The sequence below is a fragment of the Archangium sp. Cb G35 genome, from assembly GCF_001896145.1.
Taxonomy (GTDB): domain Bacteria; phylum Myxococcota; class Myxococcia; order Myxococcales; family Myxococcaceae; genus Archangium; species Archangium violaceum.
On sequence record NZ_MPOI01000001.1, the window covers coordinates 97,064 to 110,075 of the forward strand.

Annotated in this window: 12 protein-coding genes; 3 read left to right on the forward strand and 9 right to left on the reverse strand. The window is 69.3% G+C overall.

The features are described 5' to 3' along the window. Positions 1-15: 15 nt before the first annotated feature. The 5 genes from BO221_RS00410 to BO221_RS00430 all read right to left on the reverse strand — a co-directional run bounded on the left by BO221_RS00410 (position 16) and on the right by BO221_RS00430 (position 5,075). Positions 16-696, reverse strand: coding sequence for a plastocyanin/azurin family copper-binding protein (locus BO221_RS00410; protein ID WP_073558357.1), 681 nt, complete (start codon positions 694-696; stop codon positions 16-18). Continuing rightward, positions 678-1,445: a hypothetical protein gene (locus tag BO221_RS00415; RefSeq protein ID WP_073558358.1), complete on the reverse strand. Its 768-nt coding sequence runs from the start codon at positions 1,443-1,445 to the stop codon at positions 678-680. The genes BO221_RS00410 and BO221_RS00415 overlap by 19 nt, the downstream gene beginning before the upstream one ends. Positions 1,446-1,594: 149 nt before the next feature. Then, complete coding sequence (locus BO221_RS00420; protein WP_073558359.1) at positions 1,595-2,350, reverse strand: energy transducer TonB; 756 nt, start codon at positions 2,348-2,350, stop codon at positions 1,595-1,597. Positions 2,351-2,533: 183 nt separating this feature from the next. Next, complete coding sequence (locus BO221_RS00425) at positions 2,534-3,250, reverse strand: response regulator transcription factor (protein WP_073558360.1); 717 nt, start codon at positions 3,248-3,250, stop codon at positions 2,534-2,536. After that, the gene (locus BO221_RS00430) at positions 3,225-5,075 is read right to left on the reverse strand and encodes a HAMP domain-containing sensor histidine kinase (RefSeq protein ID WP_073558361.1); all 1,851 of its coding nucleotides are present in this window, start codon (positions 5,073-5,075) and stop codon (positions 3,225-3,227) included. The genes BO221_RS00425 and BO221_RS00430 overlap by 26 nt, the downstream gene beginning before the upstream one ends. A gap of 167 nt (positions 5,076-5,242) precedes the next feature. On the opposite strand from BO221_RS00430, the gene nth reads away from it, so the two are divergent. Both nth and BO221_RS00440 read left to right on the forward strand, forming a co-directional pair. Then, positions 5,243-6,019, forward strand: coding sequence for an endonuclease III (gene nth, locus BO221_RS00435; RefSeq protein WP_073558362.1), 777 nt, complete (start codon positions 5,243-5,245; stop codon positions 6,017-6,019). Positions 6,020-6,089: 70 nt separating this feature from the next. Then, entirely contained in the window at positions 6,090-6,848 is a 759-nt protein-coding gene (locus BO221_RS00440) for an SDR family NAD(P)-dependent oxidoreductase (protein WP_073558363.1), read from the forward strand. A gap of 45 nt (positions 6,849-6,893) precedes the next feature. On the opposite strand, the gene BO221_RS00445 is transcribed toward BO221_RS00440, so the two are convergent. Continuing rightward, positions 6,894-8,357, reverse strand: coding sequence for a PQQ-dependent sugar dehydrogenase (locus tag BO221_RS00445; protein WP_073558364.1), 1,464 nt, complete (start codon positions 8,355-8,357; stop codon positions 6,894-6,896). Between the two features lie 140 nt (positions 8,358-8,497). On the opposite strand from BO221_RS00445, the gene BO221_RS55775 reads away from it, so the two are divergent. Beyond that, positions 8,498-9,199 (forward strand): hypothetical protein, encoded by a 702-nt coding sequence (locus BO221_RS55775; RefSeq protein ID WP_233165558.1) that lies wholly within the window; start codon positions 8,498-8,500, stop codon positions 9,197-9,199. Positions 9,200-9,285: 86 nt separating this feature from the next. On the opposite strand, the gene BO221_RS00455 is transcribed toward BO221_RS55775, so the two are convergent. The 3 genes from BO221_RS00455 to BO221_RS00465 form a co-directional block, all read right to left on the reverse strand. Then, complete coding sequence (locus BO221_RS00455; protein ID WP_073558365.1) at positions 9,286-10,464, reverse strand: hypothetical protein; 1,179 nt, start codon at positions 10,462-10,464, stop codon at positions 9,286-9,288. Beyond that, positions 10,464-11,960, reverse strand: a complete 1,497-nt coding sequence (locus BO221_RS00460) for a hypothetical protein (protein ID WP_073558366.1) — start codon at positions 11,958-11,960, stop codon at positions 10,464-10,466. Before BO221_RS00460 ends, BO221_RS00455 begins: the two co-directional genes overlap by 1 nt. Positions 11,961-12,134: 174 nt before the next feature. After that, entirely contained in the window at positions 12,135-13,001 is an 867-nt protein-coding gene (locus BO221_RS00465) for a YihY/virulence factor BrkB family protein (protein ID WP_073558367.1), read from the reverse strand. Positions 13,002-13,012 lie beyond the last annotated feature (11 nt).

The following is a 13,012-nucleotide window of genomic DNA, read 5'->3' on the forward strand; positions in this document are numbered from 1 at the left end:
CGCGACGCCGGGGGCTCAGTAGGCATCGGAGCGGGGGGTGTACTGGCGGCCATGCTTGTCCAGGTGCTTGTCGTCGGCGCGCGTCTCGGTCATCTCCAGCGTCACCACCGCCTCCTCGCCGGGCTTCACGGTGACCTCGGCGCGGGACACGTCGCTGCGCTCATCCCGCCGGTGCACGGCGAAGATGGGATGCGTACCAGGAGGCACCCCCTTGAGCACGAAGCGCCCATCCGGCCCGGTGACGGCGAAGGCCCGGTTGGGCACCACCACCAGCGTGGCCACCATCTGCTCGTGGATGTCGCAGTAGACGTCGATGATGCCCGTCTTCTTGAAGGTCTCCGTGTAGTCCTCGCCCGGGCGGTTCTTGCCGGCGTCGAACTTCGCGGCGCGCGAGCGGGAGAAGACGTTGTGCACCACCACGTCGTTGTTGGAGAAGCGCACCTTCTGCCCGGCCACCACGCCCACCACCGAGGGCTGGAAGGCCTTGTTTCGCTGGGCCATGTTCACCTCGCCCGCGGGAGGGGGCTCGGTGTAGCCGGTGAGGTAGACCACCACGCCGGAGCGATCCGCCTTGGGAACGGGGCGCCCATCCGGGCCCTGGACGGTGATGCGGACCTCGCCGCGGACGGTGCCCTGCTGCGCGGCGGCGAGTGGAGCGGCGAGGGACAGCAGGAGGATCAGAGCACCACGGCCCATATCAGCCTCGGCATGAACTGGGGTGTCTCCGGGAAGAGGGGAGTGAGACCCACCAGGACTCCGAGCGTGACCCACGTCCGGCCGAACGTCCAGGCCACGTCAGCGCCCACGAAGTGGTGCTGCCCGCCCGGAATGCCCTGGAGCGGAATCTCCCCGAAGGCCTCGAGCGAGGCGCGCCACTCGTCCTCGACGATGGGATAGGACACGCCCGCCGCATAGGTCCCGAGCAGCCGTACCGGACCCTCCTGCCCTCGCAGCGCCGGCAGGCCCACCTGCGCGCCCAGATCGAGCACCAGGCGCAGGCCACCCTCCGTCTCGAAGGACTGCACCAGGTTGGCGTCCAGGCGGGAGGGCTGCGTCGTGTGGATGGTGTGGTGGTAGGCCACGCGCAGCAGACCCTGCCAGGGCGAGTCATCCCCCCGGGGGTTGAAGCGCAGGCGCAGGTCCGCGTCGAAGGATTCGAGCTGTGTACGGTCGCGGGTGGCCAGCACCTGGAAGGGGACGGCCAGCTCCAGCCGCTGGGTGAGGCCGAAGACGGGGCCCCACCAGACCCAGTAGTTGGAGGTCCGTTCCGGCACACCGGGCGCCCGGGACTTCGCCCACAACCACTGCTCGAGCTCCACATCCCCCTTGGGGACGATCTCCGTGTCCCACACCCAGATGAAGGGCCGCCGTCCAGCCTCGGCCGGCGTGGGAAGCACGGCCAGGGCGAGGGCCCCCAGCAACACGAAACGACGCACGGCGCTCATCTACCCTCCCGGGGACGGGCCCCGAGCCTTCCGCACCAGCGGGAGCCAGGGGAGCCGTCCAGGAGGCAGGCATATCCGACGAGCCGGTGCCTGTGCGAGCACAGCGGGTATTTCCCTTCAGGCCCGGCCCCCCGACCGGGCGTTTCCCGCTACAGCGGCATCTTGAGGGTCACGGTGAAGGTGTAGCTCACGTTGACCGGCCTGCCCTGGAAGGTGACCGGGCGGTACTGGCGGCTCGACACGGACTGGAGCACGGCCTCATCCATGAAGGGCAGGCCCTTGATGATGCGGCACTTCTCGACATCGCCTTCGCGGGTGATGGTGCACTTGGCGATGATGACGCCACTGACGCGGGCGCGGAGCGCATCGTAGGTGTACTGCAGGGGCACGCCGGTGGTGATGAGCTGCGGCGGCGTCATGCCAGCGCCGAAGGGGAGCACCTCTTCACCCGTGGACTGGCCGATGTTGGTCAGCGCGCTCGCGGCGATGGCCTGCGCACCGGGGATGCCGCCCGTCTCGACACCATCGGGAGAGCTGCCGGGGATGTAGGGCAGGTCATTGTTCTCGGGCTCGGTGTCCTCCGGGGGAGGAGCCGCCTCGACGGTCTTCGTCTCTTCCGGAGGCGGGGGAGGGATCTTCTTGGGCTGGACCAGCTCGGTCTTCGGCTTGGGCTTCGGCTTGGGCGCGGTGGGTGTCACCGCCGCCTTGGGCGGATTCGGGTTGCCCTTGGGCGGCTGGGGGACGTTGAAGGTGAGCACGGGATCGTCCTTGATGGTTTTCGCCGCCTGGCCGGACACGCCGATCAGGCCGGCGAACACACCCGCGTGCAACATCAACGACACCCACATCCCCGTCCCGAACCGACCCGCGCTCAATCCCGGCTGATTGATGACCGACTGGAACATGTGAAATCCCTCCTGGCTGACATCCGTAAAGCTACGGATCCCAGGAGGGCGGGTGGCCTTGGGTTGGCCATCTCTTCGTCATGGTTTCGTCATGGACCCCGGCGCCAGGGGGCCGGGTGACGATTCACCGATACTACGGCCTCCCGTCCGGGCGATTGCCTGGGGAGGTGACGGCATGCCGCGTCACGGCCCCCCGAGCTCCATGCGGTATCCCACCCCGCGGATGGTGTGGATGGAGAAGGAGGATGCGCTCGTCCAGCCGAGCTTCTTCTTCAGGTTGGAGACGAAGTTGTCCACGGTGCGCGGGTCCACGATGACGTCCCGGCCCCACACCGCGTCGAGGATCTCCCCCCGGGGCAGGGCGCGGTCGCGGTGCTTGAGGAGGTAGACGAGCAGATCGAACTCGGTGCGGGTGAGGTCGATGACGCTCCCATCGGCGCGCGCGAGGATGCGCTTGCCCAGGTCCAGGGAGAAGCCCGCGAAGGACATGACGGTGGGCGGCGCGCCACCGGCCCGGCGCACCAGGGCTCCCACCCGGGCGAGCAGCTCACGCAGCCGGTAGGGCTTGGTGAGGTAGTCCTGCGCTCCGGCGTCGAAGCCGCGGACGATGTCGTCCTCGAGCGAGCGCGCGGTGAGCATCAGCACCATGGACTGGACGCCACTGGCGCGCAGCCGCCGGCAGAACGAATAGCCGTCCTCGCCCGGGAGCATCACGTCGAGGATGAGCAGATCATACGTCCGCGCGCGCAGCAGCGGCTCGGCCTCCTGGGTGTGGGAGGCCACGGTCACGTCGTACCCCTCGTCCTGGAGGTTGTCGCGCAGGCCGATCCGCAGGTTCGCGTCGTCCTCGACGACGAGGATGGAGGGGCGGGGGTTAGGAGGGCTGCTCGGGGCGTTCATGGCGGGGTTCGGGGAAGAGCAGGGAGAAGGTGGTGCCCTGGGGGCCGGAGTTGTCGATGGAGATGCGGCCCCCGTGCAGGGCCATGATCTTCCGGCACAGCGCGAGCCCCAGGCCACTGCCGTGGACCTCGGGGCCCTGCGAGCCCAGCCGGTAGAAGTCGCGGAAGACGTTCTCCCACTCGGACTCGGGGATGCCGATGCCGTTGTCGCAGAAGAGCACCACGCAGCCATGGCCCTCGTGGGGGTAGGCGCGGATGGAGAGCTCCACGGGATTGCGGCGGTTGTAGGCGCACGCGTTGCGCGCGAGGTTGATGAGCAGCAGGCGCAGCAGGGACGGGTCCACCTCGAGCTCCACGTCGCCCACGTCGGCGGTGAGCTGGACGGGGACGGAGGTGTTGCCCACCAGGTCCGAGCGCAACATGCCCACCAGCTCGTCCAGCTTCACGCGGGCGGGCTTGAGCTGCCAGCGGCCCTTGTCGATGCGGTTGAAGGACAGGATGTTCTCGACGAGGAAGTGCAGCCCGTCGGCGGCCTGGATGATGCGCTCGGGGTAGTCGCGCATCTCGGGGACCTTGGAGAGCTTGCGCTCCATCGTCTCGGCCAGCAGGCGGATGGAGGCCAGGGGGGTGCGCAGCTCGTGGGAGACGGTGGCCACGAAGTCGCTCTTGAGCTCCACGTAGCGGTAGCGGCCGTGCTGGGCCACCACCGCCATCACCACGATGGCCACCGCGAGCGCCCCACAGGTGGCCACCAGCAGCGTCTTCAGCCCGTAGCGCTGCTCGATGGCGTTCTCCGCGGCGGTCCACGCGGGGACGGACACCTCCAGCCACAGGGACTCCAGGGGCTGCATGGCCTCGGAGTCCCGCAGCCGCACCAGACCGTCCGCGCCGAAGTGGTTGCGCCGGCGCAGCTCCTGGGCCAGGTCGCGCAGGAGCGCGTCGAGGTCCACGGCGATGCCGCGCACCACCTCCTCCTGCTGCTCCACGTACCAGCGCTGGCCGATGAGGGTGGGCCCGGGGAGGTTCTCGGGGATGACGAGCATGCCGGCGCCGGCCTCGCGGGCACGGGCCTGGAAGTCGTCGGAGGGCTCGCCGAGCGCCGTGCTGACCTGGACCACATGGGCGAGCAGGAACTCGAAGTCGGGCTGGGTGAAGCGCCAGCGCTCGCGCAGGAGATCGCGCTGCAGGCCGGCGGAGCGCTCGATGCCGCCGAAGTCCTCGGGGAGCCCCTCGCGCAGCAGCGCGCGGACGAGCGGTGGAGTGACCTCGCCGCGCTGGAGCCGCTCCAGCATGAGGAGGACGAAGGGGAGCTCCTGGACGGGCGGGAGGGGGTGCTCCGCGTGGTAGCGCAGCAGCTCCTCGGCGAGCGCATGGGCGCGGGAGGCACGGCCCTGGTCGAGCGCCGCCTCCACCGCGCGAAGGCGGCCGAGCCGCTCGCCCCAGGGCTCGGCCGTGGAGCCCTCGGAGAAGGCCTTGACGAGCTCGCGGTAGTGACGTGCCGCGGTGGCGCGCGAGCCGCGAGCGGAGCGGGTGAGGCGGGGCAGGAACTGGTGGCCGCGGAAATTGAGGAGGAAGCCCTCGCCCGGGGCGAGCGGATCTCCCATGGCCGCGTGGAGGGCGGGGAGGTTGCCCTTGAGTTGCTGGCCGAGCGTCTGGCGCAGGGCCAGGGTGGCGAACTCCTCGATGGCGTGGCGGCGGGAGGCGAGCTGGGCGCGAGCGTCCTCGCGCTCCTGGGCGAAGATGCGCTGGAGGCTCACCAGCCCCCAGGTGAGGGCGAGGAGTCCGCATCCGAGCGCGATGAGGGTAGGGAGGAGCCGGCGCAGCATGGGGGCCCGAGGGGCCTGTCCATTATACGTGCGGGGGGGGGGCTGGCCATCGCGCGGACTCCCGGACGCTCGCTGGCCCGGCCGCCGCTCGGAGGGGACGTGTGGGGTCGTCAGGAGGGAAGGGGATGAGAAGGTTGGAGGGGTGACTTCAGAAGTGGGGTGCTGCCATGCCATCTCTCCCGTTGTTTCCCGAGGCCCCGGCCGGCCTGAGCGCGAAGGCACTGCGGGTGCACGAGCGCCTGTGCGCCGAGTACGGCTGTCCCATCCCCTGGTTCCGCTCGCAGGATCCGCTCAGTGAGCTCGTCTCCGCGCTGCTGAGCCACCGCACGCGCAATGCCTCCAGCGGCGCGGCCTTCCGCCAGCTGCGCGCGCGCCTTCCCACCTGGGAGGAAGTGCGTGATGCACCCTGCGTGGAGGTGCAGGAGGCGATCTCCGCGGTGACCTGGCCGGAGCAGAAGGCGCCCCGCGTCCAGCAGGTGCTGCGGTGCATCACCGACCGGAGGGGAGGGGAGCTGTCACTGGACTTCCTGGCGGAGCTGCCGGTGCGCGAGGCGCGGGACTGGCTCGAGCACCTGCCCGGGGTGGGGCCCAAGTCGAGCGCCGCGACGCTGCTGTTCAGCCGGCTGAGGAAGCCCGCGCTACCGGTGGACAGCCACCACCACCGGGTCGCGGTACGGCTGGGGCTCATCCCCGAGACGACGGCGGTGGGGCCGGCGCACCGGTTGCTGGAGGCTCAGCTCCCGCCGGACTGGGATGCGCAGCGCGTCTATGACAACCACGAGGCGCTGATGCTGCATGGACAGCGGTGCTGCTTCTATCGGGAGCCCGCGTGTCAGCGGTGCCCGGTGCTCGACCTGTGCCCCACGGGTCAAGCCCGGCTCGCGTCCCAGCGGGGCTCGAGGCCCATCGGAGACACCGGGGAGGAGAAACTCCCGGCAACGTGACTCTTCCGGTGGGTCGAGACGGTTCCCTGTAGTGTTGGGGCATGATGTGGCTTCTTCCCAAGGAGCACACATGCACGGACTCGAAGGAAAGGTCGCCGTCGTCACGGGAGCCTCGCGCGGTATTGGAGCGAGCATCGCGCGGAAGCTGGCGTCGCAGGGCGCGAAGGTCGTCATCAACTACACGCGCAACGAGGATGCCGCCCACCAGGTGGCCGCCGACATCCAGCGTGCTGGAGGCGAGGTGCTCGTCGAGCGCGCGGACGTGGCCGATGAGGCCCAGGTGAAACAGCTCTTCGAGCGGACGGACGCGCGCTTCGGGCGCCTGGACATCCTGGTCAACAACGCGGGCATCCTCGAGTTCCGTCCCCTCGACGTCATTGATCGGACGCACTTCCAGCGAGTGATGGATACCAACCTGTGGGGCGTCGTGTGCGCCAGTCAGCAGGCCGCGCGGCGTCTGGGCCAGGGCGGCCGGATCATCAACATCTCCTCGGCTTCCTCCCGTACGCCCTTCACTGCGCTCGGCATCTATGCGGCGAGCAAGGCCGCCGTGGAGGCCTTCACGCGCACCCTCGCGGTCGAGCTCGGACCGAGGGGCATCACCGCCAATGTCATCTTCGCCGGCATGGTGGAGACGGACATGACGGCGGGGCACACCTCGGGAGAATCGTCCCAGGCGAGGATCCAGGCGATGATCCAGGCCACCCCCCTGCGGCGCGTGGCGAAGCCCGAGGACATCTCGGACATCGTTGCCCTCCTCGCCTCGGAGAGCAGCCAATGGGTGACGGGTCAGTCCATTGGCGCCACGGGCGGTCTCGTCATGTCGTGAGCCCGTGAGGGCTCCCGGGTGCTGGCCGCGGAGCGCGTCCTTCGCTCACGGCTTCGCGCCCGGGGCCTTGCCGGAGGCGGGCTCCACCACGGGCGCTGGGACGAGCCGCGCGATACGATCGGGCCCGTTGAAGGCCACATAGAGGTAGCCATCCGGGCCGCTCACCACGTCGCGCACGCGGCCCACGTCCTTGAACAGCACTTCCTGGTGCACCACCTTGCCGCCCTCGAGCCTCAGGCGCCGCACCTCCTGCTGCGCGAGCGCACCCACGAACAGATCGTTCTTCCACTGGGGGAAGCGGCTGCCCGTGTAGAAGTCCGCCGAGCACACGGCGATGGACGGCGTCCAGTGCAGCACCGGCTGCTGCATGCCCTCCTGCGCGGTGCGATCCGTCATCGGCGTGCCGTCGTAGTTCATGCCGTAGGTGATGACCGGCCAGCCGTAGTTGCGGCCCGGCTCGATGCGGTTCAGCTCGTCGCCGCCCCGGGGGCCGTGCTCCGTCTCCCAGAGCTCTCCCGTCACCGGGTGCCGCGCGAGCCCCTGCGGGTTGCGGTTGCCGTAGCTCCAGATGCTCGCGATGGCTCCCTCTCGGCCCGCGAACGGGTTGTCCTGGGGAATCCGTCCATCATCGTGGATGCGGTGCACCTTGCCGTTGGGCCGTGACAGATCCTGCGCGTCCTCCTTCCGGCCCCGCTCGCCGATGGAGAAGAACAGGTGCCCCTTGCCGTCGAAGACGAACCGCGAGCCGAAGTGCACGTTCCCGGTGCGGTACTGCTCGGGCGGCGCGCGGAAGAGCGTCTGCTGCTCCACGAACCGGCCCTCGCGCAGCTTGCCCCGGACGATCGCCGTCATGGCGGAGCCATTCGGGCCCGGGTCGCTGTAGGAGAGGTAGATCCACCCGTTCTTCGCGTAGTCGGGATGCACGGCGACATCGAGCAGCCCCCCCTGGCCCCTGGACCAGACGCCCGGCGTGCCGGCGATGGGCTCGGGCAGGAGGCGGCCCTTCTCCACCACGCGCAGCCGTCCCGCCTTCTCCGTCACGAGCATGCGCCCGTCTGGCAGGAAGGCCACGGACCATGGCGTGTCGAGCCCCTCGGTGACCGTCTCGAGCTTGAAGGCATGCAGCTCGCTGCGCACGGCCTTGTCGGCCACCGGCTTCGCGATCGATGCGGCCGCGTTCCGCCGCTGCGCGCCCTCCTCGCGGATGTAGATGACGAGCGCGCGGATGTCCTGGGACGACAGAGCGCTCGAGAACGCCGGCATGCCCGAGGCGGGTTGTCCCTCGCGGATGGACCGCGCGATGCCCTCGTCGTCGGCGCCGGACTTCCAGATGTCGTCGATCAGGCTCGGCCCCAGCGCGCCCTCCATCTTGGCGCCATGGCAGTTGGCGCAGAGCGAGGCGTAGATGCCGGCGACGTCGCGCCGGGAGGCCTGGGAAGGCTGGGCTTGTACGAGAGTGGACAGTCCAAGCAGGCCGCACGTCAGGGTGGATCGAAAGGCGTTGAACATGAGGCGTACACTGTATGCCCGCCTGCCCGTCCCTCCCTGGGGTACGAGGCATTTGTCGCATTGCGTCAAAAAGGGTTGACGCCGTTGACGCAATGCGTTACCTGTAGGCCCGTCAGTCCGAGTCCAGGAGACGAGCACACATGGCGAAGAACAAGACGGCGAAGACCGAGGGGGCCGCCAAGGAGTCCGTGGCCCAGACGACGGAGCAGGTGAACACCGAGGGAGTGGCCCAGGAGGCCGCGCCGGTGGCCCAGCAGCAGACCGAGACGGTGGCCCAGGAGGCCGCGCCGGTGGCCCAGCAGCAGACCGAGACGGTGAATGCGGAGACGGTCGTGGCCGAGGCAGTGAAGGCCGAGGCGGTGAAGGCCGAGACGCCGGTGGTGGAGAAGGTGGCCGAGGCGGTGAAGGCCGAGGCGGCGAAGGTGGAGACGGTGGTGACCGAGGCCGCGGGCCAGGTGACGTCCTTCGTGAAGGGCCGGCTGGAGCAGGCGCAGAAGCAGTTCGGCCAGCTCGAGACGGAGGCGCAGAAGGCGCTGCAGACGCTGGTGTCGCGCGGCCGCGAGTCCAGCCGCGAGGTGCTGCAGCGGCTGCACGTGAACGAGCTGCGCGAGAAGCCGGCGGTGAAGGAGCTGGAGAAGAAGGCGACGTGGGTGGGTGGCGAGGTGCGCCAGCGCCTCAACGGGCTGCAGGACCGCATGGTGAAGGTGGTGGGCGGCGTGGCGAGCCAGTCGCAGGTGGAGGCCATCAACCGCGAGCTGGATCGGCTGACGCGGAAGATCGACTCGCTGGTCTCCCCCAAGAAGCCGGAGCAGCAGTCCCAGCAGGAGGCTCCGAAGGCGTAGTGGTACCCCGCCGGAGCATCCGCTGAAGTGAAGACGCCCGGGAGCCCCATCGGCTTCCGGGCGTTCTCTTTGGATGCCCCTGGGCGCTATCGCCGGCCCTGATGTTGCCGCAGGGCCGCCTGGAGCACGGACTCCTTGAGCAGGTATCCGAAGCCCGCGTTGCTCAGCCGCAGCATCAGATCGTCCCGGGTGGTCTTCAGGTTCACTGCCGCGCGCTCCAGGTTCCAGTCCGCCTGCGAGAGCTGCTTGAGCAGGTAGGCCCGCCGTGTCTGCGCCGCCGACAGGCGGTACGTCTTGAGGTACTCCAGCGTCCCATCCCCGCGCACGATGACCTCGCCGACGTGGTTCTCCTCCGAGGGCGACAGGCTCGTGACGAAGCGTTGGAGGTGGAAGGGCCCCGCCTCGTAGACGGTACTCGCCGAGACCTCCACGCCGAACACGCCTCCGGCCATGAAGCCCTGGAACACGCCCCAGTCCTCGCGCATCCGCGCGACGGCGGCCCGCAGGTCCCCGAGCGAGGAGACACGCCGGTCATCGATGGACAGCGACAGGGGCGGCACGTCCCCGAGGAATCCGTACTGGAGCAGCAGGTCTCCGTAGAAGTCCTCCAGCAGCGCCCGGTGCAGCGCCCGGTAGTCCTCGGGGTGCGAGACGATGAAGGCGGACAGCAGCAGGTCCGCGTGGAAGATGAGCACGCCCACCTGCTGCTCGTGGATCTCGAAGATGCGCAGGGCCTCGTCGAAGGCCGTGCTCGACCAGCCCGGCACGGACCACTCGCTCCGGGGATTCAACCCCCGGGACAGGGCTTCCTGCGAGTACTCGGTCCAAGCCACCTCCGGCCCACCGAAGTGCAGGGCGAGGAATCCCTCCATCGCCAGGTGCAGGGGCAACAGCCGCAGCCGGTTCTTGTCCTCGCGGTGCGCCATACGGTGCAGCACGCGGACGGTGAAGGGGCCCGCCTTCAGCGCCTTGCCCTCCGGCTGGTGGAGCTGTGTCCCGAAGACCGCGCCCGCGCTCCGGCTCTTGTCGTCCCACCCCATGACCAGCCCGTGCGGCACGTAGGAGACGTACTTGAGCCCGGGCTCCATCAGCCCGCCCTTGAGCGAGACGATGGTGAGATCGTCGTTGTACGTCCGCCGGGCGAAGCGCAGGTCTCCCCGCACCTCGTCCCGCAGCACCGGGACCAGACGGATGCTCCCCCACACCTGCGAGGGCGCCAGCCGCAGGCCGTTGGGCAGGATGCGCTTCGTCTCCGTGTGGGCCATCACTCCTCCTCCCCGGCCATCGTGACTTCTCCGGTGGTATCCAGGGGCTTCGCCGTCCCCTGGCTCCGTTGCCCGCGCTCCAGCAGCATCCGCACGCGTGCCGCGAGGTAGTCCTCGAGCTCCGACAGCGGGGCCGCGCCCTCGGCGAAGCGCGCGAAGCCGAGCACCGTGGGCAGATCCTCCGCGTCCCGCACGCCCACCGTGGGCACGTGGAAGCCGATGCTCCGGGGCGCGTACAGCTCCGAGGCGAACACGGGGTTCGTGTGGACGATGGACGTGCGGCGCGCCGGGTCCAGCTTCGTGCGGAAGACGCGGGTCACCTCGGCCACGGCGTTGGGCGGATCATTGTCGTAGCCGTCGGACACCACGACGACCAGGTGCGGCATCCAGTCCAGGGCATCGAGCAGCGGGGTGGCCAGGTCGGTCTGTCCCCGTGCGCCCATGAAGAGCGGCTCCTCGACGGGGTTCGTCCAGAAGGCGCGGTACTCGCGGGCCGAGGCGGACAGCAGGTAGTGCGCGGCGAGCGCCACGGCGAGCGGACGGCGGCGCTTCTCGGTGGAGCCCGAGGCGGAGTAGCTGTTGTCCAGCACGGCGGCCACCCGGCCCAGGGGCACCGAGGCCCGGCGCAGTGTGCGGGCGGCGGCCTGCTCCATCGCGGCATGCAGCTCGGATCGGCGCTCCCGCCGCACCTCGGGCTTCAGGGACAGCACATAGAGCGCCAGCTTCGTGAGCGGCGCGCGTCCCAGGTCCATCGTGAGCGTCACGCCGTCCTCGCGGGCCGCCGCGCCCTGGAGACGCAGCCGCTCGGCGGCGGTGAGGCGCGGCTCGATGCGCTTCAGGAACACATCGCGGGGAATGCTGTGCTTGACGGCCAGCCCCTCGGCGACGGTGAAGGGCAGTTCGAAGATCGCCGACTGGTCGTAGTGGGCCTGGCGGAACTTCTCCAACAGCGGCGTCTTGAATGAGCGCTTGCGCCAGCCGTGGAACAGGAAGGAGTTCAGCTCGCCCCCGAGCTTCAGGTGCCCGTGCGACACCGCGGCCCGCAGCTTGGAGCGGTACTTGATGGCGTCGAAGCTCGGATCCGGCCGTCCCTCCAGGTACTCCTGGATGATGGCGCGGGCCCGGCGGTTGTTGATGCGGCGCTCGCGCAGCACCTCCAGCATCCGGAAGGCCCGCTGCGGAGGCAATGCCCGGAGCGCCGCCGCGATGAGGGCTCCCTCCTCCTGCTTGTCCTCGGCCCGCGTCTCCTTCCCGGTGGCCAGCAGGTTGAGGATGATCTGCGCCTGGTTGAAGTGGTTGATGCCCGCGGCCAGCGTCCGCGCGTAGAGGCGGCGGTAGTTGCCCAGGATGTACGCGTGCAGGAACTCGATGGAGACGGCCTGCCCGCGTGCGTCGTTGTAGAACTCGCGCTGCCCCGTGCAGGAGAAGCACGCGTTCACGAACATCACCAGATCCTCGCGAGCGACCTGCTCGGCGCGCGCCAACGCCGCGTCCATCACACGTCCACCTCCGCCTGGAGGAAAGAAGGAGCCGCTCGGGGAAGGCGGACACGACCAGCTAGTCAAGCTCCAGAGGCTCGTTTCGGAAGTCGCATCACAGTCCCGCGAGCGGCTCCTTCACCCTAGCACGACGGCTGGCGCGCCCGCTTCCTGACGCGCACCAGGGGCGGGTCACGCCGGCTGGGCCCGGCTGCCGTGGCTCCGGGCGTAGACCTGGGTGAACTCCGCGCCCAGGAAGAGGATCTGCGCGGAGTAGTAGACCCAGATGAGCACCACCGCCAGCGAGCCCGCGGCGCCGTAGCTCGAGGAGACGGTGCTCTGGCCCAGGTACAGGCCAATGCCGAGCTTGCCCAGGCTGAAGAGCAGCGACGTCACCGCGGCCCCGAGCCACACGTCCCTCCAGGCCACATGCGTGTCGGGGAGGATTTTGTACATCATCGCGAACAGCACGGTGATGACGGCGAAGGAGATGATCAGGTTGAGCCCCTGCCACAGCAGCGTCCAGCCGGGAAACACGTGCTCGAAATAGGCGCCGATGCCCGCCAGCGCGGCGCTCACCACCAGCGACACGAGCAGCAGGAAGCCGATCACCAGCACCATCGCGAACGACAGGAAGCGGTTGCGCAGGAAGTTCAGCACGCCGTTTCGTGGCTTCGGTTGGACGTGCCAGATGTGGTTGAGCGCTTCCTGCAACTGCACGAAGACGCCCGTGGCGCCGAAGATGAGGGCAATCACGCCCAGTGCCGTCGCGAGGATGCCGGAGCTCGGCTTGCGGGCGCTGATCATCATCTGCCCGATGATCTCGGCCCCGCTCGTGCCCACGAGCCCCTCCAGCTGCGTCTGGATCTGTCCTCTCGCCGCTTCCTCGCCGAAGACCATGCCGGCCACGCTCACGGCGATGACGAGCATCGGGGCGATGGAGAACATCGTGTAATAGGAGAGCGAGGCGGCGAATGTCGGGGCCTTGTCCTCGTTCCACTCCGAGAAGGCCTTCTTGAAGAGCTGGAGGGTGTTTCGAGCACGCAGCGCAACGGTCATGGCGCATGGGC

Excerpts from the sequence above, each read along its gene's own strand:
- BO221_RS00445 (WP_073558364.1), bottom strand. The coding sequence starts at position 8,357 with ATGTTCAACGCCTTTCGATCCACCCTGACGTGCGGCCTGCTTGGACTG.
- BO221_RS00440 (WP_073558363.1), top strand. The coding sequence starts at position 6,090 with ATGCACGGACTCGAAGGAAAGGTCGCCGTCGTCACGGGAGCCTCGCGC.
- BO221_RS00460 (WP_073558366.1), bottom strand. The coding sequence starts at position 11,960 with ATGGACGCGGCGTTGGCGCGCGCCGAGCAGGTCGCTCGCGAGGATCTG.
- BO221_RS00465 (WP_073558367.1), bottom strand. The coding sequence starts at position 13,001 with ATGACCGTTGCGCTGCGTGCTCGAAACACCCTCCAGCTCTTCAAGAAG.
- nth (WP_073558362.1), top strand. The coding sequence starts at position 5,243 with ATGCCATCTCTCCCGTTGTTTCCCGAGGCCCCGGCCGGCCTGAGCGCG.
- BO221_RS00425 (WP_073558360.1), bottom strand. The coding sequence starts at position 3,250 with ATGAACGCCCCGAGCAGCCCTCCTAACCCCCGCCCCTCCATCCTCGTC.
- BO221_RS00410 (WP_073558357.1), bottom strand. The coding sequence starts at position 696 with ATGGGCCGTGGTGCTCTGATCCTCCTGCTGTCCCTCGCCGCTCCACTC.
- BO221_RS00430 (WP_073558361.1), bottom strand. The coding sequence starts at position 5,075 with ATGCTGCGCCGGCTCCTCCCTACCCTCATCGCGCTCGGATGCGGACTC.
- BO221_RS00415 (WP_073558358.1), bottom strand. The coding sequence starts at position 1,445 with ATGAGCGCCGTGCGTCGTTTCGTGTTGCTGGGGGCCCTCGCCCTGGCC.
- BO221_RS55775 (WP_233165558.1), top strand. The coding sequence starts at position 8,498 with ATGGCGAAGAACAAGACGGCGAAGACCGAGGGGGCCGCCAAGGAGTCC.
- BO221_RS00420 (WP_073558359.1), bottom strand. The coding sequence starts at position 2,350 with ATGTTCCAGTCGGTCATCAATCAGCCGGGATTGAGCGCGGGTCGGTTC.
- BO221_RS00455 (WP_073558365.1), bottom strand. The coding sequence starts at position 10,464 with ATGGCCCACACGGAGACGAAGCGCATCCTGCCCAACGGCCTGCGGCTG.